We start from the raw sequence: 23,023 nt of genomic DNA on the forward strand, positions 1-23,023 counted from the left end.
CCTGTCACGGCGCCTTGTTCGTCGCCGATCGTCGCTGCCCTCGATGCTCTTCGACCTCTACCTCTCTTTGGCCGATCGGGAATGGGCCTGGGCGCTGCTGCTGGGCGTGGCGGCCGACGTGCTGCTCGGCGAGCCGCGTCGCTGGCACCCGCTGGTCGGCTTCGGCCGCGTGGCCGCAGGTGTGGAGGCACGGCTGAACCGGGCCCGCCGGTGGCAGGGCGTGCTGGCGGTCGGGCTGATGCTGGCGCTGCCGCTGGCGTTGCTGAGCTTGCTGCGGAGCCGGCTGCCGGGCGGCCAGTGGCTGGTCGACGGCGTGTTGCTGTATTTCGCGCTCGGCGCGCGCAGCCTGCACGAGCATGTGAGGCCGGTGGGGCAGGCGCTGCAGGCCGGCGACCTGGCGGCCGCCCGCGCGGCGGTGCAGCGGGTGGTGTCGCGTGATTGCGGCTCGCTGGATGCGGCGGGCGTTGCCGGCGCGGCGGTCGAATCGACGCTGGAAAACGGCAACGATGCGGTGTTCGGCACGCTGTTCTGGTTTGCCGTCGGCGGCGGCGCCGGGGCCTTGCTGTACCGCCTCGCCAACACGCTCGACGCCATGTGGGGCTATCGCACCGAGCGGCTGCGCGCCTTCGGCTGGGCGGCGGCGCGGCTCGACGATGGGCTGAACTGGCTGCCGGCCCGGCTGACCGCCCTGAGTTATGCCGGCCTGGGCTACACCAAGCTGGCGTTGTGGTGCTGGCGCCACCAGGCGCCGCGCTGGGACAGCCCGAACGCCGGCCCGGTGATGGCCGCCGGTGCGGGGGCCCTCGGCCTCAAACTCGGCGGCCCTGCGTCCTACCACGGTCGTGTCGAGCAGCGGCCGGTGCTCGGCGCGGGCCGGCTGCCGGCGGCGGGCGACATCGGACGGGCGCTCGCGCTGGTGGCCAGTGTGTTGCTGTTGTGGCTGGTGGTGTTGACTGTGCTGCATGCGGGGCTGACACGATGACTTCTGCTTCGCGGCTGGGCTCCCATATGGAACCTCCCAATCCTGCTGCAGCCTGGCCTTGGCCTGCCGTGCCGCACGGCGCGGACCTGGCGCGGGCCCGCCAGCTCTACCCGGCGCCGGCGGCCGGCTGGCTCGACCTGTCCACGGGGCTCAACCCGCGGCCGTGGCCGGTGGCTGGCGAACTGGATCGAGTCGCCGCGTCGGTCTGGCGCGACCTGCCCGACATCGAGGCCGACGTGGCGCAGCGCTTCGAGCGTTACTACGGCGCCCCCGCCTTGCCGGTACCCGGCTCGCAAGCGGCGATCCAGGCCTTGCCGCGCATCTGGCGGCGCCTGTACGGCACGGCCCGATGCCACGTCTTGGCCCCTGGCTACGGTGAACATGCGGCGCGCTGGTCGCTCGAAGGTCACACCGTGGTGGCCTGCGACTCGCAAGCGCTGGGGCAGGGCGAGCCCGACGTGATCGTGCTGGCACGGCCCAACAATCCCACCGGCGAGTGGTTCGAGGCGGACACGCTGCAGGCGCTGGCCCGGTGTTGCCGCTTGCTGGTGGTGGACGAGACCTTTCTCGATGCGGACGTCCACGCCAGCGTGGCCGCGCTGCGTGAACCCCGGGTGGTGGTCTTGCGCTCGCTCGGCAAGTTTTTCGGCCTGGCGGGTCTGCGCGTCGGCGCGGTGCTGGCCTGCGCGCCGTGGCTCGACGCCTTGCGCGCCGAACTCGGGCCCTGGAGCGTCAATGGCCCCGGCCTGCACCTGGCTGCCGCGGCGCTCGCCGACGAAGACTGGCAGCGCGATACCCGCGACTGGCTGGCGCAGCAGGCGCAGCGGCTCACGGCCTTGCTCGCCGCGCGCGGCCTGGTGTCGCACGGGACCTCGCTGTTCCGGACCGTGGCCACCCCCGCTGCCCGCGGGCTCCACGAGGGCCTCGCGCGGCGCGGCATCTGGACGCGCTTGTTCTGGCTCGACACGCCGCAGCCCTTTCGGGCGGTGCGCTTCGGGCTGCCGGCCAACGACGCCGGCTTGCAGCGGCTGGCGCAGGCGCTCGCCGACGTGTTGGACAAAGATTGCGAATCGCGATGAACCCTTGCTTGTCGAAGGCGCTGCGCCGCCTGTCCCTGGTCCCCCCGACGCTGCTGGCGGCCGTCGCCTGCGCCGCGGCGCCCGTCAGCGCGGTCGACGACCATGGCCTGACCGTGACCCTGCCGGCACCGGCCCGTCGTGTGATCAGCGTCGCCCCGCATGTCACCGAACTGGTGTTCGCGGCCGGGGGCGGCGAGCGGCTGGTGGGTGTGGTCGAGTACAGCGACTTCCCCCCGGCGGCCAAGGCGATCCGCCGTGTCGGCGACAACAAGGCGCTCGACCTCGAAACCATCGCCGCGCTCAAGCCCGACCTGATCGTCGTCTGGCGGCACGGCAACGCGCAACGCCAGCTCGACAAGCTCAAGAGCCTCGGGGTGCCGATGTACCAAAGCGAGCCCAAGCGGCTGGAGCACATCCCCGAGTCGATCGAGCGGCTGGGCCGGTTGCTCGGCAGCGAGGCGGCCGCGGCGGGCGAGGGCGCACGCTTCCGCGAACGGGCCGCGGCGCTGCGCCGGCAGTATGCCGGGCGGCCGCCGGTGCGCAGCTTCTATCAGGTCTGGCACCAGCCCTTGATGACCCTGAACGACACCCACATGGTGAGCGACGTGATCCGCTTGTGCGGCGGCGTCAACGTCTTCGGCAGCCTCGACCGGCTGGTGCCGACGCTGGCCGAGGAGGCGGTGCTGCAGGCCGACCCGGAGGTGATCCTGACCGCCTCGATGGGCGCCACGTCGAGCGGCAAGGCGCTGGCGGGGCTGGACGCGTGGAAGCGGTATCCGCGCTTGCAGGCCGTGGCGCGCGGCAACCTGGTCAGCATCGACGGCGACCTGCTGAACCGGCCGACGCCGCGGCTGCTGCAAGGTGCCTCGCAGGTCTGCGAGGCGCTCGAGGCCGCCCGTCGCAAACGGCCGGCTGACCAGCCCTGAGGACGATCGGCGACTGCCCGCGGCTCAGCAGCTGAACAGCGCGGCCGCCGCCGCCGGGCACGAGCGGTAATAGCCGTGGAAGAACGAGGCCGTGAGCGAGCCGGCCCGGTAGACCGCTTCCGGCCCGCCATAGCGGCGCGGCTGCGTCAGGTGGGCGGGCGTGAAGCCGGGCTGCACTTCGAGCCGGCCGTAGTGGAAGACATGCCCGCGCAACTCACCATGGTCGGTACGCCAGCTGTGCAGGCCGATGCCGGCCAGGCGGTCGCCCATCACGGCGGTTGCCGGCAGCAGGCCGGCCATCGGGAACTCACGGCCGTCGAGCACGCGCAGTGTCTCGGCACACACCATCATGCCGCCGCACTCGGCCACCACCGGCAGCCCGCGGCCATGGTGCTCACGCAAGCTGTCGAGAAACCGACGGCAGCCGCTCAAGGCCTCGGCCTGCAGCTCCGGGTAGCCGCCCGGCAGGTAGACCGCATGCGAGTCGGCCGGCACTGGCTCGTCGGCCAGCGGCGAGAACGGCTGCAGCCGGGCGCCGAGGGCGCTCAGCAGTTCCAGGTTGGCCTGGTAGCAGAACGAGAAGGCCTCGTCACGGGCGTAGGCGATGGTGCGGCCTTGCAGCAGGCCGCCGGCGGCGGGCGGGCGCCGCGCCGACGCCGGCCGGGCATGCTCCGGCGGGCTCCATTCCGGCAGCGCCCTCAGCACGCTGATGTCGAGATGCAGGCCCGCGTCCAGGTCGTGCCAGATCCCGGCCAGACCGGCGCGCAGTTCCTGGGCCTGCACCAGGCCGAGGTGGCGCTCGGGCAAGGGATGGTCGCAGCGCTGCAAATGCCCGGCCCAGGTCAGACCGGGCGGCAGGCTCTCGCGCAGCATGCGCGCGTGGCCGGGGCTGGCGACCCGGTTGGCCACCACGCCGGCCCAGCTGAGGGTGCGGCCGCGGCCGTATTCATGCAGGCCCAGCGCCAGTGCGCCGAAGGTTTCGGCCATCGCGCCGGCATCGATCAGCGTCAGCACCGGCACCGCGAAGGCGGCGGCGAAGTCGGCCGGGCTGGGGTCGCCGTCGTACAGGCCCATGGCCCCTTCGATGACCAGCCAGTCGGCCTCTTGCGCGGCGGCCTCGAGCCTGCGCGCGCTTTCGGCCTTGCCGACCATCCACAGGTCGAGGTTGTGCACCGGCGCGCCGGTGGCCTCGGCCAGAAAGGCCGGGTCGATGAAATCGGGCCCGATCTTGAAGCCGCGCACCCGTTGGCCGCCGGCCGACAGCCGGCGCGCGAGCGCGCAGGTAAACGACGTCTTGCCCTGGCCCGAGGCCGGACCGGCGATCAGCAGGGCACGCGCCACGGCCTTACAGCTCCACGCCCGGCTGGGCCCGGATGCCTTGGGCAAAGGCGTGCTTGACGACGCCCATCTCGGTCACCGTGTGGGCGATCTCGATCAGCTCGGGCGGCGCGGCCCGGCCGGTGATGACGACATGCTGCATCTCGGGCCGCGACAGCAGGTCGTCGATCACCTGTTGCACGTCGATCAGACGGTACTTGAGCGCGATGTTCAATTCGTCGAGCAGCACCAGGCCGAGCGACGGGTCGCTGAGCATCTCGCGTGCGACCGCCCAGGCCGCCTGTGCCCTTTGCATGTCGCGTTCGCGGTCCTGGGTGTCCCAGGTGTAACCCTCGCCCATCACATGCAGCCGTACCTCGTCCGGGAAGCGCCGGAAGAAGCTTTCCTCGCCGGTCGGCACCGCCCCTTTGATGAATTGCACCACCCCGACCTTCATGCCGTGGCCCAGTGCGCGGGCCACCATGCCGAAGCCGCTCGAACTCTTGCCCTTGCCATTGCCGGTGGTCACGACGATCACGCCGCAATCGCGCTGGGCGGCTGCGATCTTGGCGTCGATCAGTTCCTTTTTGCGCTGCATGCGGCGCCGGTGGCGCTCGTCGAGGTCGGGAGTGTCGGTGGTCACGGTTTTGTCTTTCATGTTCAGGGCGCCGGCACGAAATAGGTCTGACCTTGCAAGGTCACCGGCAGCATGTGACAGGCATACGCCTGCTCGAGGTGGGCGGGGTTGAGCACCTCGTGCAGCGCGCCGGCCAGCCAGCGCGGGCCGCCGGCGCTGCCCCCTTGCAGGCACAGCAGCGCATGGGTGCAGCAGCGTTGTGCGAGGTTGACGTCGTGCAAGGACATCACGATGGCCTGCTCGCGCCGGGTCGTCAACAGACGGCCCAGCGCAAGCTGGTGGTTGACATCTAGGTGGGCGGTCGGCTCGTCGAGCAGCAGCAGCGGTGTCTGCTGTGCCAGCGCGGCGGCCAGTGCGACCCGCTGGCGTTCGCCGCCCGACAGGCTGCGCACGTCCTGGTCGGCCAGGTGTGCCGCGTCGCATTGCGCCAGGCACGCCGCCGCGATCGCACGGTCGTCCGGCCCCAGCCAGCCGAGCCGGCCGGCATAGGGCTGGCGGCCGGCCAGCACCACGTCGAGCACGGACATCGCAAACACGTCGTGGTGCTGTTGCGGGCACCAGGCGCGGTGGGTCGCCAGCTCGCGCGTGCGGATGTGGGCCAGCGACTGACCCAACAAGCGCACCTCGCCGCCGGCCGGCGCGCTCAGGCCGGCCAGCGTGCGCAGCAGCGTGGTCTTGCCGCAGCCGTTCTGGCCGAGCAAGGCCCAGCGTTGCCCTGGCAACACCTGCCAGTCGAGGGCCGGCACCAGCGTGCGCTGGCCGGCGCGCACGACCAGCGCATGGGTCGACAGCAGCGGGGTGTCTGCGGTCATTGGGTAACCTCCGTGCTGCGCACTGCGGTGCGAGCCCCTTCGGGCGGCCGGGCGGGGCTCATTCGGAAACCTCCGTGCTGCGCACTGCGGTGCGAGCCCCTTCGGGCGGCCGTGCGGCGCTCATTGGGTAACCTCCGTGCTGCGCACTGCGGTGCGAGCCCCTTCGGACGGCCGTGCGGGGCTCATGCCCTTGCCCCGTGATGCCGCAGCAGCAGCCACAAAAACACCGGGACGCCGATCAAGGCGGTGAGCACGCCCACCGGCAGCTGCATCGGCGCGACCAGCGTGCGGGCCAGCGTGTCGGCGATCACCAGAAAGGCGCCGCCGGCGACGGTGCAGGCCGGCAGCAGCCAGCGCTGGTCGTTGCCCAGCCACAGGCGCAAGGCGTGCGGTACCACCAGGCCGACGAAGCCGATGCTGCCGGCGACCGAGATGGCCAGCCCGGCCGCGACCGAGGCCAGCACGACCACGGCGACCCGTACCCGCCGCACCTCGACGCCCAGTGCATAGGCCTGCGCGTCGCCCAGCAGCATCAGGTTCAGGTCGCGTGCCAGCGGCAGCGTCAGGGCCAGCAACAGGAACAGGCCGGCCAGCGGCAGGCCATAACGGTCGGCACCGTTGAGGTCGCCGAGCATCCAGAACACCATGCTGCGCAGCTGGCTCTCGGGCGCGATCGACAAAATGAAGGCGACCATCGCGCCGAAGCCGGCGCCGAGGATCACCCCGACCAGCAGCAGATGTACGCCGGCGCCGCTGCTGTCGACGCTGCGCCGAAACGCTTGCGCGCCGAGCAGGAACACCAACCCGGTGGCCAGCATGGCACCCGCCGAGGCGCTCGCCGTCACACCGTAGCTGCCCAGGCCGGCCCACAAGGCAAGCAGCGCCGCCACCGAGGCACCGCCGGACACACCGAGCACGTAAGGCTCGGCGAGCGGGTTGCGCAGCAAGGCCTGCAGCAGCGCGCCGGACAAGGCCAGCAGGCTGCCGCACGCCAGTGCGCTGAGCGCACGCGGCAGTCGCAGGCTGAGCACGATGTCGGCCTGGACCTGGTCGGTGCGGCCCAGCAGTGCGGCCAGCACGTCGGCGAGCGGGATGCGCGCGCTGCCGAGCGCGAGCGCCGCGGCCAGGCCGAAGGCGGCCACGAGCAGCAGCAGACCCAGCGAGGACAGAGCGGCAGTCGGACGCATCGAGACGCTCAAGGCCTCAGCGGGGTGACCACTTGAGGGCCAGGTAGACGGTGCGCCCGGCGGTGGCGTAGTCCTTGGCCATCTCGTAGTCCTTGTCGCCCAGGTTGTCGACCCGCGCGATCAAGGTCCAGTCCTTGGCGACCGTCCTGCTGGCGCTGAGGTCGACCAGGCCGTAGCCGCCCAGGCGTGTCAGGTTGTCAACCCGGTCGTAGCGGTAGCTGGACAAACGCCAGTCGGCGCCGACGGTCCAGTCGGCCCAGAGGGTCCGGGCGCCCAGCGTGGCGTGGCGGGGAGCCCGGCGCGCCAGCAGGTTGTCGGTGGCACGGTCTCGCGGGCGCTGGAAGTCGACCGAGGCCGACAGGTCGACGCGCCCAAGGCGGTGGTTGCCTTGCAGGCTGAGGCCGGCGTACTCGGCCTTGCCAACGTTGGCGTAACAGCCCAGCGAGAAAGGTTCGCCGGCACCGGGGCAAGGCCCGGGGCCAAAGACGAAATCGATCAGGTCGCGCACCCGGTTGCGGTAAACCGCGACGGAGAAGGCGCTGCTGCCCTGGGCATAGCGCAATCCCGCCTCCACGTTGTGAGACGACTGAGGTTGTAGCGTCGGCGCCCCGTATTCGCTGAAGCGCTGGTAGAGCGATGGTGCTCGAAACGCGCTGCCGTAGGACAGCGTGCCTCGCCAGCCTTGTGCCAGGGCGAGCGCGTAGGCGATGCTGCCGGTGGTCTTGCCGCCGAACTCGCTGTCGTCGTCATGGCGGGCGTTCAACTGCAGCGTGTGGGCCCCTTGGCGCAGGCCGTAGCCGAGGGCCAGCGCGTTCTGGGCACGCGACAAGGTCTGCCCCTCGACCGCACTGCTCTCGAGCCGGTCCTCGCGCCGCTCGGCTGCGACGGTGAACAGCTGCGCACCCAGGCGGATCTCGTTCTGCCACAGGTGGCTGCGCACCCGTGTCTTTGTCTGGTAGGGCGAGGGGGACGTGGCGTAGCGGTCCTGGCTTTCCGACACGCTGACGCGGGTGGTGTAGTGCTTGGACCAGACCGCGGTCCAGTGCAGCCCGAGGCTGCGCAAGTCGGATGCGCTGCGATCGTCCTGGGTTCGCGAGCCGTCGTAGTCGGCGTCGAGATCGTGGTCGAGCCAGGTCGCCTCCAGACGCTGGCCCTCGGCGAGCTTCACGCCGAGCCGGGCCGAGCCGGACAAGCTGCGATAGCCGTCGCGGTCGGGGTTGAAGGTGGGGCGGGCGTCGAAGCCGTCGCTCGACTCGCGTGCCAGGCCGATTGCGTAGTCCAGTCGGCCCTTCGTGCCGGTCGCGCTCAGATCGAGTGCGCGCCGGTGGTGCGTGCCCACCGCCGCCGTGACGGAGGGGTTGAAGGCCCCTTCGCCCTTGCGCGTGAAGATCTGGACCACGCCGGCGATGGCGTCTGAGCCATAGACCGCCGCGGCCGGGCCGCGCACGACCTCGATGCGGTCGACCTGCGCCAGCGGGAGGGCGTTCCACGACGCTCCGCCGTCGCCCGCCTGGCTGTCGATGCGCACCCCGTCGAGGTACACCGCGGTGAAGCGGCTCTCGGCGCCGCGCAGGAACAGGCTGGTGTTGCCGGCCGGTCCGCCGTTGCGCACCAACTCGACCCCGGGCAGACGCGACAGCACCTCGCCGAGCGAGGCCGCGCCGCTGCGCTCGATGGTCTCGCGATCGACCACCGACACATCGGCGACCACGTCGGTCAAGGGCTGCGGAACGCGCGTGGCGGTCACCACCGTCGGCGGCAGCGGCTGTGGGGCGGACGATTGGCCATGAGCCGGCAGCGTGGCGGCGAGCGCCAGCGGCCACAGACCCTGGGGCAGGACAAACAAACGGAAGTTCATGTCGGCAGTGCAGTCTGACACCCGGCGCTGCGTCCCCGCAGGCCCAGGCTCTTTGGGCGTGCCCTCTCGTGCACGCCCCCCTGTTGGCCGGTATCCGGGCTGACAGAACAGCTGTGGAGGCCTTCCCAGCTCTCGAGAGCCAGTGGCCGTGAACCACAGTGAGACCGCGCGTGCGCGGCTTCGTCTGCTGACCGTTGCGGGGGCAGCGCAGGCCGGGGTGTCGCCTGTCGCGTGGCGACGACTCTTCCTGCTTCCCGTTTAACTGCACAGCCGACCGGCCGTGCGAGCACCAACGGGCAGATTGTATGAGAGCGTTGCTGCGTACACGTTTGATCACAGTGGAAGCAAACGCATCAGCAATTGACACACCGCCATCAGTGTGCAGGTGGCCCCTGAGTGGGTGGTGCGCGAGCGCCCACCTTTGGCCCTAAGGTGCGGCTTCCAACAAACGTCACAGGAGGACACGGTAGTTGCTGCAGGGCGACATGATCGACCTTGCGGGATCGCCGTGGCCTCCTCCAACAGGGAGTTCACCATGCTGAGACCGACGCGGTGTCGCGCGTTGCTGCGCCATGCCCCATCCTTGCTGATGGCCTTGACCCTGGCCGCCTGCGGTGGCGGCGGGGGCGACGATGCTGCCTCTGCTGACCACGCCGAGGCCGACCCGGCCGCCGATGTGCCGGCCGCGAAAGCGCCACAAAGGGCCCGCAGCCAAGGCCTGGCAACCGCGGCTGCCGATGTACCGGCCGCGAAAGCGTCACAAAGGGCCGGCAGCCAAGGTCTGGCAACCGCGGCGGCCGACGCGCTGCCCGAGCCGACGCCCGACGCCGATGTGGTCGGCATGTGGACGCCGCTGGCCGACTGGCCCTTTCTCGCGGTCCATGCCAGCGTGCTACCGAACGGCAAGGTGCTGACCTACGGCACCCAGAGCAACGACAGCGACCAGACCGCCTTGTTCTTCGACGAGTGGGACCCGGAGCAGGGGCTGACCGAGGCCGCGCACGTGCAGGTGCCGAGCCCGACCGAAGTCGATTCCTTCTGCAGCGCGAGTGTGCTGGGCCCGGACGGCATGCTGCTGATCGTCGGCGGCAACACCCATTGGCAAACCTCGCAATGGGACCCGGCGCGCCGTGAGCTGTTGATCCGGGCCAGCCAGATGCACCAGCCGCGCTGGTACGGCACGCTGGTGACCCTGCCCGACCAGCGTGTGCTGGTGGTCGGCGGCAAGAGCTACAAGGTCGACCCGGTGCAGTACGCCGACACACCCGAAGTGTTCAGCCCGTCCGAAGGCTGGCGGCCCTTGACGGGCGCCAGCAGCCCCACGGCTTTCGGCGAGACCGACCACCGCTGGTGGTATCCGCACGCCTACGTGGCCCCCGACGGCCGTGTGTTCGGCGTCTCCAACGACCAGATGTGGCGCCTCGACCCGCGAGGCGAGGGCAAGCTGGAGATGCTGGGCCCCACGGGCCACCGGCTCGGCGTGTCGGGCAGCAGCGTGATGTACCGGCCCGGCAAGGTGTTGCTGCTCGGCGGCGGCGAGACGTATTTCGACCGCACGCCGGCGACCCGGCAAGCGACTATCGTCGACCTGACCGGCGAGACGCCGACCGTGACGGCGGCCGCTTTGCAGACGCGCGGACGCAACTACGGCACGTCGCTGATGCTGCCGACCGGCGACGTGCTGGTGACCGGTGGCACCGGGTTCGGCAACTCCGCGCGCGGCAGCGTCCGGCCGCCCGAGATGTGGAACCCCGACACCAACACCTGGCGCACCCTCGCGCCCGCGGCAGAAACGCGGCTCTATCACTCCAACGCCTTGCTGCTGCCCAGCGGCGCCGTCCTCGACACATCGGGTGGTGCGCCCGGCCCGGTGTTTGCGAAGAACGCACAGATCTACTACCCGCCGTATTTCTTCCGCAAGAACAGCGAGGGCGTGGTGGAGTGGGCGAGCCGGCCGGCCATCGAGTACGTGACACGGCGCTTCACCTACGACCGCGACCTCAACGCGGTGCTGAAGCTCGCCGACGGCCGCCGCATCGGCTCGGTGGCGCTGATCTCGGTCGGCTCGATGACCCACAGCCACGGCACCGACCTGCGCTACATGCCGGTGCCGTTCCGGCAGTCGGGCCGGCGTTTGCAACTGCAGCTGGGTGGCATGACACCGACGAATCTGCCGCCCGGGCACTACCAACTGCACGTGGTCGACGCTCGCGGCGTGCCGTCCCCGGCCGCTATCGTCGAGTTCCGCCCCGATGGCAGCCGCCTCGCGGCAGCCGGCCGCGCCAGCCAGTCTCGTACCGAGCGGCGGGAGCAATCGGCCGACGTCGCCGTCGACGGTACCTTCGAAACCGCCAGCCGCATCGAGGGTCGGGAACCCTGGTGGCGGCTCGATTTCCGCGAGCCGCGCGCCTTGGCCGGCATCGGTTTGTTCGAGGGGGATGAGGACTGCGGCGACGACGGCCCGTGCCCCAGCCTGTTCGAGGGCGTGACCGTGACGGTGCTGGATGAGCGGGGCGAGCCGGTGTGGCGCTCCGAGACGGTGTCGGGGGAGGCTCCGGCTGTGCTGGGGCGCTTGCAGTTCGACCTGACGCGGCAGGACGGCAATGCGGTGATCGGCCGCAGCATCGTGGTGCAGGCCGGCGCCGGCAAGGCGGGCGCCGCGCACTGGCCATGGCCATGGCCCGGCCGGGACCACGACCGCCCGGCGCTGCGCCTGGCCGAAGTGCAGGTGGAAGGCGGGCCGCTCAATCTCGCGCTCAAGCGGCCGGCGAAACAATCGGCCACGGCGCATGACGCGGCGGCGGCTTTGGCGGTGGATGGCCGCCTCGACGCCACCTGGAAGTCGGGCCGCGTCACCCTCACGCCCAACAGCCCGCAGCCGTGGTGGGAGGTCGACCTGGAGTCGGTGCAGAAATTGAAGCAGGTGAGGCTGTGGAACCGGGTCGATCCGTGTTGCAAGGACACCCTGGCCGATTTCGAGGTGCTGGTGTCCGACCATCCTTTCGGTGAGGGACCACTGGAAGTCGAGCGTCAGCGGCCCGGCGTGCGCAGCTACCACGTGGTGTCGCTCGAAGGACGCCGCGCCCTCGAACTGCCGCTCGACCCTGGGCAGACCGGGCGTTATCTGCGGGTATGGCTGCGGGGGAGCGGGGCGCTGTCGCTGGCTGAGGTGCAGGTGATGGGAGCGCGTTGAACGGCCCCCTTCACCCTGTCCCGGTGCATCGGAGCACTGCCTAACAGACACGGCCGGCGCCACGACGGGATTCCATCCCGACCGGCGCCGGCTTCAACGTGCCTCGGCCATCATCGCCACGGCGTCCGCGCCAGCCGGGAGGCGCACCGGGCTCGAGGGGTCGTTCGCCGCGCGCCACACGGCTTCTGCCACGTCCTGTGCCAGGGTGACGGGCCACGGTTGCTGCATTCCCGCGAAGACGCTTTGGGTGATGCCGGCGTACGCCTCGGGGATGTCGCCCTGCATCCGGGGCCGTGCGTTTTCGCCGAAGCGGGTCTCAGGCGAGCGCCCCGGCAGCACCAGCCTCACCCGCACATTGAAGGGCTGGAGTTCCAGTGCCAGCGACTCGGTGAACGCTTCGACGGCCGTCTTGCTCGCGGTGTACACGGAAAGCAGAGGGAGCGGCTGCATCGTCACAGCCGAGGTGACGTTCACGATGACGCCTGCCTTGCGCCGCCTGAACTGAGGCAACACCGCCTGGGTCATCGCGATCGTCCCGAGGGTGTTCGTCTCGAAGACCTCACGGGCGGTTGCCATCGACGTGCTTTCCAGGGCTCCCAACACGCCGATCCCTGCGTTGTTGACCAAGACGTCGATCGGCCCTGCGGCTTCGACGGCGCGACGAATGGTTTGCGCATCGGTCACGTCGAGGGCCAACAAGCGCAGGCGCTCGGAGCCGGGCAGAACGTCCGCCCGCGGCTGGCGCATCGTGGCGATGACCTGCCAGTCGCGGTCGAGGAAGTACTGCGCGGTGGCGAGGCCGAACCCGGACGAACATCCGGTGATCAGGACGGTTTTCATCAAAACTCCTGCGGGTGGTTTGGGGTCCGGAGACGATAGGGCGGCGCGGCCGGACTGACTACAATCGAAAGTCCAGTTCTCATTCGCAGGAGTCCGGCTGTGGTCGACCCGCTGGCCGAGGTGGTCACGCTGCTCCAACCGGGCGCGCCGTACTCGAAAGTCGTCCTCGGGGCAGGACCTTGGATGGTTCGGCGCTCCGAAATCGGGCAGCCTTTCTATTGCGTGATCCTCGACGGCTCGTGCCGCCTCGCGGTCGACGGACATGAGCCGATGGCCCTCCAGGAGGGCGACTTTGTTTTGATTCCCTCAGCGCATGGCTTCTCGATGTCCAGCCTCGAGGTCGCGGCATCGGAGAGCATCGATCCCTCGAGCATCTCGGTGCGCAACGGCGAAGTCCGACTCGGCATTCAAAGCGGACCACCCGACGTTCGGCTGCTGGTCGGCCACTGTGTCTTCGGTTCGGCGGACGCCGCCTTGCTGGTGTCGCTGCTCCCGCAACTCGTGCATGTGCGCGGCGAAAGGAGGCTGGCCACTTTGGTGCAACTGGTCAGCGAAGAAGCGCGCGAGCAACGGCCCGCGCGCGATGTCATCCTGGCTCGACTCCTGGAGGTGCTGCTCATCGAAGCCCTCCGATCCATGCCGGGGACCGGGGCGTCGCCGGGGCTCTTGCGCGGGCTGGCCGACGCACGCCTTGCGGTCGCGATACGAAGGATGCACGAAAGTCCGACGCGACCCTGGACGGTGGCGCAGCTTGCGAAGGAAGCAGCGCTGTCCCGCTCGGCGTTCTTCGAGCGGTTCAGCCGCGCCGTGGGTGTCGCCCCGATGGCGTACCTGCTCGCTTGGCGCATGGCCTTGGCAAAAAACCTGCTGCGTCGGAACGAAGGCAGCGTCGCCGAAGTTGCGGAACGTGTCGGCTACAGTTCCGCCAGCACGTTCAGCGTCGCATTCACCCGCCATGTCGGAGTGCCGCCCACCCGGTATGCGCGGGAGCAGATGGAATCGCAACGCACGTAGTGCGCCGCGGCGACGCAAAATGCCGGGCAAAGGCAACCGCGCCCCAACGCAACACCTTATTCCGCTAACGACCTCGCATGCGATCCCTCATCCTCACGGCGCTAGTCTGCGCCTTCACTTCGGCGGCCACCTCGGCGCCGCTCCCCGCAGCAACACGATCGGAGATCGGCGCCCTGCTGAACCGCCTCGAGTCTTCGGGCTGTCGCTTCAACCGCAACGGCTCCTGGCATGCGGCGGCGGAGGCCAAGCAACACCTGCTGCGCAAACTGGATTACCTCGAAGGCAAGAACGCCGTGACGTCGACCGAACGGTTCATAGAACTCGGGGCGTCGAGCAGCAGTTCCAGTGGCAAGCCCTATCTGGTGCAGTGCGGAACGGCGCCGGCGGTCGAAAGCGCCAAGTGGCTACGCACCGAACTGAACGAGCTTCGCAAATCCGGGCCAGCCGCGTCGCGGGCGGAGTGAATGCGTCGGTGCAGTCATCGTGCACACGACGTGTCCGTGTTGCCTCGCGCGCTCATGCCGCCATCGGCTCGCGGCTGCGCATGAAAGCAGTCGCGGGCCCTCGCGTGAGCTCGGCTTGGATCACCTTCGCCACCTGAACCCCCTGGGCGTAGGACGTCGCCACACAAGGGTGCCAGTAGTTCGTGACCTCGCCGGCTGCGAACAGGCCAGGCATGTGAGCGACGGCACCACCCCGGTCGACTTGAAGATAGCCGTGCTCCGTCGGAAGATCCAAAGCGCCTGGCAAGCACGCCTGGAAGCCAAACTGCACCCCGATCACGTCGTAGGCCGCCGCGTTGACGGTCATCGTCTGTTGGTTCGCAACAAAAGGACCGACGTAGACCGACTCTCGGGGGATGCGCTCCTGCAGGATAGGCAAGGCATGGGGGGGCCGCCGGCAGTAGATGTGGACCTCTCGTGCGCCGCGCTGCAGCGCAAAGGCGGCCTGGTCGTACGCATTGTCGCCTCCGCCCAGGATCGCAACCCGCTTGCCTTTCACCTCGATGCGCTCCATGGCGAGGCCGGGGCCGACACCCACGCAAGCTGAGTTGACGAAGCCCGCGCCTCTGGGCTTCGAACCCGTCGCCAACACGACATACCGCGAAGCAAAGCGCTTCACACCGTCGGACACTTCCCAGCTCCCGCAGGTTGTTTGTCGACGGATGGACACGACGCGGTAGTCCACCTGGTATGGCACCTCGGCAAGGTCGAGGTGCGATTGCAAAGAGGCCGCCACCTGCTGACCCGTTTTGCCCGGCAGCCCGGGCAACCAGCGGTTGGTGTAGGGGCTGAGCAGTTGCAGGCCCCCGATGGCGGAGGCCGCTTCGAGCAGGCGTACACGCAGGCCCAGTTGATGACACCACAGGGCACAAGCGGCACCGGCCGGACCGCCCCCGACGACCAGCACGTCTTCTGTCGGGAGCGATTGGGAACTCGTGAGGCAGGCGTTCTTCATAGCGTCCCAGTCTGTTCCCGGGCGCCCGGACCGGAGGCGGTCGGCCCGAAGATGCATCGACGAACCCGAAGCGAGAGGCGGTGGCCCCTGTCCGGGTGACGCACGGTTTCGACGCGAAGTCGGCGCCGCTCAACCCCCTCGCAACGCCGCGCCGCGCAGCATCAGCACCACGCCGCACAACACGACGCCGGCCGCGCTCCACTCGAAGGCGGTGATGTGTTCGCCCGCCACCACCACGCCGAGCAGCATCGCGATGACCGGGTTCACGAAGGTGTAGCTCGAGGCCAGCCCGGCGCTGGCCTGGCTCAACAGCAGCATGTAGGCGTTGAAGGCGATCAGCGAGCCGAACACGACCAGGTAGGCCCATGCGGCCGCCGACACCGGCTGGGGCGGCCACTCGGGGGATTCACCCGTCAGCAGCGACAACAGCATCAACACCGCGCCGCCGCAGATCATCTCGCTGGCGAAGCCCATCGCACCCGGGGCGAGCGGCAAACTGCGTTGGCTCAGCACACTGCCGACCGACCAGGTCAGGCACGCGACCGCGATCGCGGTGAGCCCGGCCGGCGACGCCTGGAAGCCGGCGCCTTGCGTCAGCAACAGCACACCGCCGAGGCCGACCACGATGCCAGCCAGCTCGGCCCGCCCGGGGTAGATGCCCCAGAACAGATTGAGCGCGGCGATCATCAGTGGCACCACCGCGATGAAGGCCACCACCAGGCCAGAGCCCACGCTTTGCTCGGCATAGGCGGTGCCGCCCATGCCGCCGCCGAGCATCAAGGTGCCGACCACCAGCGCGTTGCGCCACTGCGCCCCGCCGGGCAGCGGCTTGCCGCGCCAACGCAGCCACGCGAGCAGCAGCAGGCCGGCCGTGAGGAAGCGCGTCCCCATCTGGAAGAACGGGGGCAGGCTGATCAGCGCGTACTTGATGGCCAGATAGGTGGAGCCCCAGACCAGCCAGGTTGCGGCCAGGCATACCAGGACAAGTGGGCTGAGGGGAGCAGGGCGGGCAGCGGTCGGGACGGCAGCGGACATGGGTGCGACAGACAGATCAGGGTGGAACGGCGGTGCCGAAGGGCATCGGCGATGACAAGATCGTAAGAAAGGCCGGCCCGCGAGACCAGTGGCTTTTGAAGGAAGTTCGCCGGATAATCTTTGCATTCACAAAGCCGAGCGGAACGACGCCTTGAATCCCGACTTGGACCTCCACGACACGCGCATCCTGGCCGAGCTGCAAGCCGATGCGCGCTTGTCGATGGCCGAACTGGGCCGCCGTGTGCACCTGAGCCAACCGGCGGTGACCGAGCGGGTGCGCAAGCTCGAAGCGGCAGGCGTCATCACCGGCTATCGCGCCACCGTCAATCTGCAAAAACTGGGCTACGGCATCCGCGCCATCGTGCGCGTCGGGCGGGCCGACTACGCGCGTGTGGTGCGGCTGATTCAACAGACGCCCGAGGTGGTCACTGCCTACAACGTGACCGGCGAGGACAGCTGGATCCTCGAGATCGCGGTGCTCGACGTCGGCCACCTCGATGCCGTGGTGACGAAGTTCTGCCTCCTGACCGAAACGTCGACTTCCATCATCCTCAACGCCGCGCGCGAGCACCAACCCATGTTGCCGCCGCGCCGCGAAGACATCAAACCTCCGATCAAGAAAGTGGACAACGCATGAGCACTGCTGCCTCTCTCGATTTCGCCACCTGCGACCTGTGCGACGCGCACAAGAACGACAGCGACGGCGCCTTCCGCGTGCTACCGCCGGTGTTTCGCGACTTCGGCGGGCGCCGCAAGTTCGCGGGGCCGGTGTCCACCGTCAAGTGCCATGAAGACAACTCGCTCGTGAAGGCCGCGGTCGATTCGCCGGGGCAGGGCCGGGTGCTGGTGGTCGACGGCGGTGGCTCGCTGCGGCGGGCGCTGGTCGGTGGCAATCTGGGCGCTGCGGCCGCGAAGAACGGCTGGGCCGGGGTGGTGGTGGACGGCTGCGTCCGCGATGTGGCCGAACTGGCCCAGTGCGACACCGGCATCCGCGCCTTGGCGTCGATGCCGCTGCCGACCGAAAAGCGCAACGAAGGTCAGCGCGACGTGCCGGTCCAGGTGCAAGGGGTGTGGGTGCGCCCTGGCGAGTGGCTGTATGCCGACGAGGACGGCATCGTGGTGATGCCGACGCCGGCCAGCTGACACGGCGGGCAGGGCGGGGGCGGCCCTGGCCCCCGTCAGCCCACGTGCACCACTTCCAGCAGCCGGTCGAGCCCACCTTCGTGGATGGCGACCATGGCCTGCTCGCGCACCTTCGGTTTGGCGTGATAGGCCACGCTCAGGCCGGCCGCGCTCATCATCGGCAAGTCGTTGGCGCCGTCGCCCACCGCGATCGCTTCCAGCGGTGAACAGCCGAGCCGCTCGCACATCGCCAGCAGCTGGCGTTTTTTCTCTTCGCCGTCGACGATGTCGCCGAGCACGCGGCCGGTCAGGCGGCCGTCGACGATCTCCAGTTCGTTGGACTTGGCGTGGTCCAGCCCCAGCCGCGCCTTGACGCGGTCCGCGAAGAAGGTGAAGCCGCCCGACACCAGCAGCGTGGCCAGGCCGGCCGCCTGCGCCGCCTTCACCAGGGCTTCGGCGCCCGGGTTCAGCTGCAGGCGTTCGTCATACACCTGCTGCAGCGCCTCGGCGGGCAGGCCTTGCAGCAGCGCCAGCCGGCGTCGCAGGCTGTCCTTGAAGTCGGTGATCTCGCCGCGCATTGCGGCTTCGGTGATCGCCGCCACCTCGGCCTTCTTGTTGGCGACTGCCGCGATCTCGTCGATGCACTCGATGTTGATCAGCGTCGAATCCATGTCGAAGGCGATCAGCTTGAAGGCGCGCAGCGACAGCGGCGGCGTGAAGATCTGGACCGTCAGGCCGGGGGCGAACTCGGTGGGCATTGGATGGCGTGGAGGGCTAGGAAGGGTGGGGCGGGCTCAGCTCGGTCAACTCGGCTGCGGCGTCGGCGTGCCCAGGGTGCGCAGCACGTCGCGGATGTACTGGACGCGGTCCTTGGGGTTCTCGGTGGCTTTTTCGATGCGCAGCTTCTCGTTGCCGGCCAGCTTGATGTGGCGGTTCTTCTGCACCAGCTCGATGATGCGCAGCGGCTCGACCGGCGGGTTGGGCCGGAAGGTGATGTGGGTGGCGGCCGGCCCGGCGTCGATCTTCTGCACGCCATACGGCTTGGCCAGCACCCGCAGCCGGTGCACGTCGAACAGCGTTTGGCCTTGCGGCGGCAGCTTGCCGAAGCGGTCGGTCACCTCTTCGAGCAGCGCGTCGATCTGGTCGAGCTTGTCGGCCGACGCGAGGCGCTTGTAGAGGTTCAAACGCACGTGCACGTCGCCGCAATAGCTGTCGGGCAGCAAGGCCGGCGCATGCAGATTGATCTCGGTGGTGGCCGACAACGGCGACAGCAGATCCGGCTCGCGACCGGCCTTGAGCGAGCGCACCGCCTCGCTCAGCATGTCGTTGTAGAGCTGGAAGCCGACCTCCTGCATGTTGCCGCTCTGGTGCTCGCCCAGCACCTCGCCGGCGCCGCGGATCTCGAGGTCGTGCATCGCGAGGTAGAAGCCGGAGCCGAGTTCTTCCATGTTCTGGATCGCTTCCAGGCGCTGGGCCGCCTGTTTGGTCAGGCCTTCGACATCGGGCACCAGCAGATACGCGTAGGCCTGGTGGTGCGACCGGCCGACACGGCCGCGCAGCTGGTGCAGCTGGGCCAGGCCGAACTTGTCGGCGCGCGAGATCACGATGGTGTTGGCGGTCGGCACGTCGATGCCGGTCTCGATGATGGTCGAGCACAGCAGCACGTTGTAGCGCTGGCCGACGAAGTCGCGCATCACGCGTTCCAGCTCGCGCTCGGGCATCTGGCCGTGGGCCACCGCGATGCGGGCTTCGGGCAGCAGCTCATGCAGTTTCTCGCGCCGGTTCTCGATGGTCTCGACTTCGTTGTGCAGGAAGTAGACCTGGCCGCCGCGCTTCAGCTCCCGCAACACCGCCTCGCGGATGGTGCCGCTGCTCTCGTTGCGCACGAAGGTCTTGATGGCCAGGCGCCGCTGCGGCGCGGTGGCGATCACGCTAAGGTCGCGCAAGCCCTCGAGTGCCATGCCCAGTGTGCGCGGGATCGGCGTGGCGGTGAGCGTGAGCACGTCCACCTCGGAGCGCATCGCCTTGATGGCCTCCTTGTGGCGCACGCCGAAGCGGTGCTCCTCGTCGATGACCAGCAGCCCCAGCCGCGCGAACTTGACGTCCTGCGACAGCAGCTTGTGGGTGCCCACGACGATGTCGACCGTGCCGTCGGCCAAACCCTTGAGCGCCTGGTTGATCTCTTTGGTCGAGCGAAAGCGCGACAGCTCCGCCACTTTGATCGGCCAGTTGCCGAAGCGGTCGGTGATGGTCTGGTAGTGCTGCTCGGCCAGCAGCGTGGTGGGGGCGAGCAAGGCCACCTGCTTGCCGCCCGTGACGGCGACGAAGGCGGCGCGTAGCGCCACCTCGGTCTTGCCGAAGCCGACGTCGCCGCACACCAGGCGGTCCATCGGGCGCGGCGAGATCAGGTCCTGGATGACGGCGTGGATGGCGGCGTTCTGGTCGGGCGTTTCCTCGAAACCGAAGCTGGCGGCGAAGGCCTCGTAGTCGTGCGGCGAGAAGCGGAACGCATACCCCTCGCGGGCCGCTCGGCGGGCATACAGGTTGAGCAGTTCGGCGGCCGTGTCGCGCACCTGTTCGGCGGCCTTGCGCTTGGCTTTTTCCCACTGGCCCGAGCCCAGCCTGTGCAGCGGCGCCTCGTCGGGGCTGACGCCGGTGTAGCGGCTGATCAGGTGCAGCTGGGCCACCGGCACGTAGAGCGTCGCCTTGTCGGCGTAGACCAGGTGCAGGAACTCGGTCGGGCCGTCGCCGAGGTCGAGGTTGACCAGGCCCTGGTAGCGGCCGATGCCGTGGTTGACATGCACCACCGGGTCGCCGACCTTCAGCTCCGACAGGTCCTTGATCAGCGCGTCGACGTTGCTGACCTGCTCCTGCTTGCGGCGCCGCCGGGTGCTGGGGCCGGTGGCGAACAGCTCGGTCTCGGTGATGAACTGCAAGCCGGTCGCCTGGCCCTCGGGCAGCCAGTGGAAGCCGGCCGCGAGCGGTGCGACCGCGATCGCGAAACGTTCGTCGCCGGCCTGGAACGCCGCCAGTGAATCGACGCTGGGCGGCTCGATGCGGTTGTCGCGCAGCAGTTCGAGCAGGCTCTCGCGGCGCCCGGCGGATTCGGCGATCAACAGCACCCGGTGAGGCGTGGTGCCGACGTGGATCTGCAGCTTGCGCAGCGGCTCCTGCGCGCCGCGCTCGGCCGACAGGTCGGGCAGCGGCCGGGCCCAGTCGCTCGCCTCGCTGCCGCGCACGGCCAACTGAGCGTGCGCATTGCACAAGGTGAAGAAGTCCTCGGCCTTCAGGAACAGGTCTTCCGGCGGCAGGATGGGCCGCTCGGGGTCGTGCTGCAGAAAACGATGGCGCTCGCGCGTGTCGGTCCAGAAGCGCTTGAGCGCCTCGTCGATCTCGCCGTGCAGCGCCAGCACCGCCTTGTCGCCCAGGTATTCGAAGATGGTCGCGGTGCTGTCGAAGAACAGCGGCAGGTAGTACTCGATGCCGGCGGTGGCGATGCCGCTGCCGACGTCCTTGTAGACGCGCGCCTTGCTCGGGTCGCCCTCGATGCGCTGGCGCCAGCGGTTGCGAAACTGCGCCCGTGCTTCTTCGTCCATCGGGAACTCGCGGCCGGGCAGCAGCCGCACCTCGGGCACCGGGTAGAGGCTGCGCTGGCTGTCGGGGTCGAAGGTGCGGATCGAATCGACCTCGTCGCCGAACAGGTCGACGCGGTAAGGCACGGTCGAGCCCATTGGGAACAGATCGATCAGGCCGCCACGCACCGCGTATTCGCCCGGCGACACCACCTGGCTCACGTGCTGGTAGCCGGCCAGTGTCAGCTGCGCCTTGAGCGACGCCTCGTCGAGCTTTTCCTTTTGCTTGAAGTGAAAGGTGTAGGCCGCCATGAACGACGGCGGCGCCAGCCGCACCAAGGCGGTGGCGGCCGGCAGCAGCACCACGTCGACCTCGCCCTGGCGCACGCGCCACAGGGTGGCCAGGCGTTCGGAGATCAGGTCCTGGTGCGGCGAGAAAGTGTCGTAGGGCAGTGTTTCCCAGTCGGGAAACACGGCGCAGCGCAACTCGGGCGCGAAGAAGGCCAGCTCGTCGTGCAGCCGCTGCGCGTCGGCCGGCTCGGCCGTGACGATGGCGGTGAGCACCTTGCCCTCGGCCTGTCGGCGCGCGAACTGCGCCAGCAGCAAGGCGTCGGCCGAACCGGGCGGGCGGGGCAGGGTGTAGCGCTTGCCGGGCGCGATGGAGGGGAAGTGCATGCGAGCCGTCGACAACAAAAGCAAATCGCCCCGGGCGGTCGGTATGCCTGGGGCGACGAGAGCGGTCGAATTATAGAATCCGGGCTCTTTGCTGTCCGTCACCGTGATGTATTCCACCGAGCCGCCTCGTCTTTTCGCCCTCGTGCCTTGCGCAGGCGTCGGCGAACGTGCCGGTGCGGGCGGCCCCAAACAATATGCGCCGCTGGCCGGGCGCCCATTGGTCGGCCACACGCTGGCGGCGCTGGCGCAGGTGTCGCGCCTCTCGGGGGTGCTGGTGGTGCTGTCGCCGGACGACACGCAGTTCGAGCAGGTCGTGCCGCAAACCTCCGCCTGGGTCGAGCGGGTGGGCGGCGCCTCGCGTGCCGCCTCGGTCGCCAACGGGCTGGCTGCACTGCAGGCGCGCGGCGCTCAGCCGCACGATTGGGTGCTGGTGCACGACGCCGCGCGCTGTTTGCTGCGGCCCGAGTGGGTCGACCACCTCATCGATGCCTGCCTCGACGACGAAGTGGGCGGCCTGCTGGCGCTGCCGCTGGCCGACACCCTCAAGCACGAGGTCGACGGCCGGGTCGACACGACGCTCGACCGCGGCGGCAAGTGGCAGGCGCAAACGCCGCAGATGTTCCGTCTGGGCCTGCTGCGGCCAGCGCTGGTTCAGGCCGGCGATGCGGTCACCGACGAAGCCAGCGCCGTCGAGGCCTTGGGCCACCGCCCGAAGCTGGTGCGCGGGGCTCTGGAAAACTTCAAGATCACCTACCCGCCCGATTTCGAACTGGCGGCCCGTTTGCTGACATCACGTTGACGACCATGGACATACGAGTGGGCGAGGGCTGGGACACGCATGCCCTGGTGAGCGGGCGCAAGCTGATCCTCGGCGGTGTCGAAGTGCCCCACGACAAGGGGCTGCTGGGGCACTCGGATGCCGACGCGCTGCTGCATGCGATCACCGATGCGATGCTGGGCGCCGCGGCGCTCGGCGACATCGGCCGCCACTTCCCCGACACCGACGCGCGCTTCAAAGGCGCCGATTCGACGGTCTTGCTCGCGGAGGCGCATGCCCGCGTGTGCGCACAAGGCTGGCGGCTGTCCAACGTCGACAGCACCATCGTCGCGCAGGCGCCCAAGATGGCGCCCCACATCCCGGCCATGCGCCAGCGAATTGCCGACGTGCTCGGCTGCGATGTCTCGCAGGTGAATGTGAAAGCGAAGACCGCAGAAAAACTCGGGCCGGTGGGCCGGCAAGAGTCGATCGAAGCCCGGGCGGTGGTGCTGCTGACGCGCGGCTGACGGTCGCCGACCGGCCCCGTCCTCCAGCCTGC

20 protein-coding genes and 1 riboswitch are annotated in these 23,023 nt (G+C 69.4%); of the genes, 10 read left to right on the top strand and 10 right to left on the bottom strand.

Translation table 11 applies throughout. From position 1 onward, the window contains the following. The first annotated feature begins 43 nt into the window (after positions 1–43). Genes cbiB through AAW51_RS12040 form a run of 3 tightly spaced genes read left to right on the top strand, consistent with a single transcriptional unit; the run spans position 44 to position 2,987 of the window. Positions 44–982 (top strand): adenosylcobinamide-phosphate synthase CbiB, encoded by a 939-nt coding sequence (gene cbiB / locus AAW51_RS12030; RefSeq protein ID WP_047194819.1) that lies wholly within the window; start codon positions 44–46, stop codon positions 980–982. After that, positions 979–2,061 carry a threonine-phosphate decarboxylase CobD gene (gene cobD / locus AAW51_RS12035; RefSeq protein ID WP_238947841.1) on the top strand — a complete coding sequence of 361 codons (1,083 nt, stop codon included), beginning with the start codon at positions 979–981 and terminating at the stop codon, positions 2,059–2,061. The genes cbiB and cobD overlap by 4 nt, the downstream gene beginning before the upstream one ends. Then, positions 2,058–2,987 (top strand): cobalamin-binding protein, encoded by a 930-nt coding sequence (locus AAW51_RS12040; protein WP_047194821.1) that lies wholly within the window; start codon positions 2,058–2,060, stop codon positions 2,985–2,987. Before cobD ends, AAW51_RS12040 begins: the two co-directional genes overlap by 4 nt. 24 nt (positions 2,988–3,011) lie before the next feature. Here AAW51_RS12040 and AAW51_RS12045 read toward each other — a convergent pair whose 3' ends face one another. From AAW51_RS12045 to AAW51_RS12065, 5 genes are all read right to left on the bottom strand, one after another. Further along, entirely contained in the window at positions 3,012–4,328 is a 1,317-nt protein-coding gene (locus tag AAW51_RS12045; protein WP_047194822.1) for a cobyrinate a,c-diamide synthase, read from the bottom strand. A 4-nt stretch (positions 4,329–4,332) separates the two neighbouring features. Then, positions 4,333–4,962 (bottom strand): cob(I)yrinic acid a,c-diamide adenosyltransferase, encoded by a 630-nt coding sequence (cobO, locus tag AAW51_RS12050; RefSeq protein ID WP_047194823.1) that lies wholly within the window; start codon positions 4,960–4,962, stop codon positions 4,333–4,335. 2 nt (positions 4,963–4,964) lie between these two features. After that, positions 4,965–5,753: an ABC transporter ATP-binding protein gene (locus AAW51_RS12055; protein ID WP_047194824.1), complete on the bottom strand. Its 789-nt coding sequence runs from the start codon at positions 5,751–5,753 to the stop codon at positions 4,965–4,967. Positions 5,754–5,935: 182 nt separating this feature from the next. Continuing rightward, the gene (locus AAW51_RS12060; protein WP_053013501.1) at positions 5,936–6,940 is read right to left on the bottom strand and encodes a FecCD family ABC transporter permease; all 1,005 of its coding nucleotides are present in this window, start codon (positions 6,938–6,940) and stop codon (positions 5,936–5,938) included. A 16-nt stretch (positions 6,941–6,956) separates the two neighbouring features. Beyond that, positions 6,957–8,798: a TonB-dependent receptor domain-containing protein gene (locus tag AAW51_RS12065; protein WP_047194825.1), complete on the bottom strand. Its 1,842-nt coding sequence runs from the start codon at positions 8,796–8,798 to the stop codon at positions 6,957–6,959. A gap of 68 nt (positions 8,799–8,866) precedes the next feature. Continuing rightward, positions 8,867–9,107, bottom strand: a riboswitch (cobalamin riboswitch). A 226-nt stretch (positions 9,108–9,333) separates the two neighbouring features. Here AAW51_RS12065 and AAW51_RS28070 point away from each other — a divergent pair. After that, positions 9,334–11,991 carry a galactose-binding domain-containing protein gene (locus AAW51_RS28070; protein ID WP_157359811.1) on the top strand — a complete coding sequence of 886 codons (2,658 nt, stop codon included), beginning with the start codon at positions 9,334–9,336 and terminating at the stop codon, positions 11,989–11,991. 93 nt (positions 11,992–12,084) lie between these two features. Here AAW51_RS28070 and AAW51_RS12075 read toward each other — a convergent pair whose 3' ends face one another. Then, positions 12,085–12,831, bottom strand: a complete 747-nt coding sequence (locus tag AAW51_RS12075; RefSeq protein ID WP_047194826.1) for an SDR family oxidoreductase — start codon at positions 12,829–12,831, stop codon at positions 12,085–12,087. 99 nt (positions 12,832–12,930) lie between these two features. On the opposite strand from AAW51_RS12075, the gene AAW51_RS12080 reads away from it, so the two are divergent. Further along, positions 12,931–13,845 (top strand): AraC family transcriptional regulator, encoded by a 915-nt coding sequence (locus AAW51_RS12080; protein WP_047194827.1) that lies wholly within the window; start codon positions 12,931–12,933, stop codon positions 13,843–13,845. Between the two features lie 77 nt (positions 13,846–13,922). Continuing rightward, positions 13,923–14,309: a YfeK family protein gene (locus AAW51_RS12085; protein WP_047194828.1), complete on the top strand. Its 387-nt coding sequence runs from the start codon at positions 13,923–13,925 to the stop codon at positions 14,307–14,309. A gap of 52 nt (positions 14,310–14,361) precedes the next feature. Here AAW51_RS12085 and AAW51_RS12090 read toward each other — a convergent pair whose 3' ends face one another. Then, entirely contained in the window at positions 14,362–15,360 is a 999-nt protein-coding gene (locus AAW51_RS12090; protein ID WP_238947842.1) for an FAD-dependent oxidoreductase, read from the bottom strand. 72 nt (positions 15,361–15,432) lie between these two features. Beyond that, positions 15,433–16,338 (bottom strand): drug/metabolite exporter YedA, encoded by a 906-nt coding sequence (yedA, locus tag AAW51_RS12095; protein ID WP_047194830.1) that lies wholly within the window; start codon positions 16,336–16,338, stop codon positions 15,433–15,435. A gap of 220 nt (positions 16,339–16,558) precedes the next feature. On the opposite strand from yedA, the gene AAW51_RS12100 reads away from it, so the two are divergent. After that, complete coding sequence (locus tag AAW51_RS12100) at positions 16,559–16,975, top strand: Lrp/AsnC family transcriptional regulator (RefSeq protein WP_238947902.1); 417 nt, start codon at positions 16,559–16,561, stop codon at positions 16,973–16,975. Then, entirely contained in the window at positions 16,972–17,481 is a 510-nt protein-coding gene (gene rraA, locus AAW51_RS12105) for a ribonuclease E activity regulator RraA (RefSeq protein ID WP_047194832.1), read from the top strand. Before AAW51_RS12100 ends, rraA begins: the two co-directional genes overlap by 4 nt. 35 nt (positions 17,482–17,516) lie before the next feature. Here the strand turns inward: rraA and serB are convergent, their stop codons facing one another. Both serB and mfd read right to left on the bottom strand, forming a co-directional pair. After that, positions 17,517–18,218 carry a phosphoserine phosphatase SerB gene (gene serB / locus AAW51_RS12110; RefSeq protein ID WP_047194833.1) on the bottom strand — a complete coding sequence of 234 codons (702 nt, stop codon included), beginning with the start codon at positions 18,216–18,218 and terminating at the stop codon, positions 17,517–17,519. A gap of 45 nt (positions 18,219–18,263) precedes the next feature. Beyond that, positions 18,264–21,707, bottom strand: coding sequence for a transcription-repair coupling factor (mfd, locus tag AAW51_RS12115; protein WP_047194834.1), 3,444 nt, complete (start codon positions 21,705–21,707; stop codon positions 18,264–18,266). 106 nt (positions 21,708–21,813) lie between these two features. Between mfd and ispD the strand changes: the two genes are divergently transcribed. Together ispD and ispF are read left to right on the top strand one after the other, a co-directional pair. Beyond that, the gene (gene ispD, locus AAW51_RS12120) at positions 21,814–22,506 is read left to right on the top strand and encodes a 2-C-methyl-D-erythritol 4-phosphate cytidylyltransferase (protein WP_047197705.1); all 693 of its coding nucleotides are present in this window, start codon (positions 21,814–21,816) and stop codon (positions 22,504–22,506) included. A gap of 5 nt (positions 22,507–22,511) precedes the next feature. Further along, positions 22,512–22,991 carry a 2-C-methyl-D-erythritol 2,4-cyclodiphosphate synthase gene (gene ispF, locus AAW51_RS12125; protein ID WP_047194835.1) on the top strand — a complete coding sequence of 160 codons (480 nt, stop codon included), beginning with the start codon at positions 22,512–22,514 and terminating at the stop codon, positions 22,989–22,991. Positions 22,992–23,023: the final 32 nt, after the last annotated feature.

Source organism: Caldimonas brevitalea (genome assembly GCF_001017435.1).
Classification (GTDB): domain Bacteria; phylum Pseudomonadota; class Gammaproteobacteria; order Burkholderiales; family Burkholderiaceae_C; genus Caldimonas; species Caldimonas brevitalea.

Bases quoted from the DNA above. Each gene is read 5' to 3' on its own strand.
- AAW51_RS12100 (WP_238947902.1), top strand. From the start codon at position 16,559: ATGGCCGAACTGGGCCGCCGTGTGCACCTGAGCCAACCGGCGGTGACC.
- AAW51_RS12060 (WP_053013501.1), bottom strand. From the start codon at position 6,940: ATGCGTCCGACTGCCGCTCTGTCCTCGCTGGGTCTGCTGCTGCTCGTG.
- cobO (WP_047194823.1), bottom strand. From the start codon at position 4,962: ATGAAAGACAAAACCGTGACCACCGACACTCCCGACCTCGACGAGCGC.
- AAW51_RS12055 (WP_047194824.1), bottom strand. From the start codon at position 5,753: ATGACCGCAGACACCCCGCTGCTGTCGACCCATGCGCTGGTCGTGCGC.
- AAW51_RS12090 (WP_238947842.1), bottom strand. From the start codon at position 15,360: ATGCATCTTCGGGCCGACCGCCTCCGGTCCGGGCGCCCGGGAACAGAC.
- ispD (WP_047197705.1), top strand. From the start codon at position 21,814: ATGTATTCCACCGAGCCGCCTCGTCTTTTCGCCCTCGTGCCTTGCGCA.
- mfd (WP_047194834.1), bottom strand. From the start codon at position 21,707: ATGCACTTCCCCTCCATCGCGCCCGGCAAGCGCTACACCCTGCCCCGC.
- serB (WP_047194833.1), bottom strand. From the start codon at position 18,218: ATGCCCACCGAGTTCGCCCCCGGCCTGACGGTCCAGATCTTCACGCCG.
- cobD (WP_238947841.1), top strand. From the start codon at position 979: ATGACTTCTGCTTCGCGGCTGGGCTCCCATATGGAACCTCCCAATCCT.
- AAW51_RS12075 (WP_047194826.1), bottom strand. From the start codon at position 12,831: ATGAAAACCGTCCTGATCACCGGATGTTCGTCCGGGTTCGGCCTCGCC.
- AAW51_RS12065 (WP_047194825.1), bottom strand. From the start codon at position 8,798: ATGAACTTCCGTTTGTTTGTCCTGCCCCAGGGTCTGTGGCCGCTGGCG.
- yedA (WP_047194830.1), bottom strand. From the start codon at position 16,338: ATGTCCGCTGCCGTCCCGACCGCTGCCCGCCCTGCTCCCCTCAGCCCA.
- rraA (WP_047194832.1), top strand. From the start codon at position 16,972: ATGAGCACTGCTGCCTCTCTCGATTTCGCCACCTGCGACCTGTGCGAC.
- AAW51_RS12085 (WP_047194828.1), top strand. From the start codon at position 13,923: ATGCGATCCCTCATCCTCACGGCGCTAGTCTGCGCCTTCACTTCGGCG.
- cbiB (WP_047194819.1), top strand. From the start codon at position 44: ATGCTCTTCGACCTCTACCTCTCTTTGGCCGATCGGGAATGGGCCTGG.
- AAW51_RS28070 (WP_157359811.1), top strand. From the start codon at position 9,334: ATGCTGAGACCGACGCGGTGTCGCGCGTTGCTGCGCCATGCCCCATCC.
- ispF (WP_047194835.1), top strand. From the start codon at position 22,512: ATGGACATACGAGTGGGCGAGGGCTGGGACACGCATGCCCTGGTGAGC.
- AAW51_RS12040 (WP_047194821.1), top strand. From the start codon at position 2,058: ATGAACCCTTGCTTGTCGAAGGCGCTGCGCCGCCTGTCCCTGGTCCCC.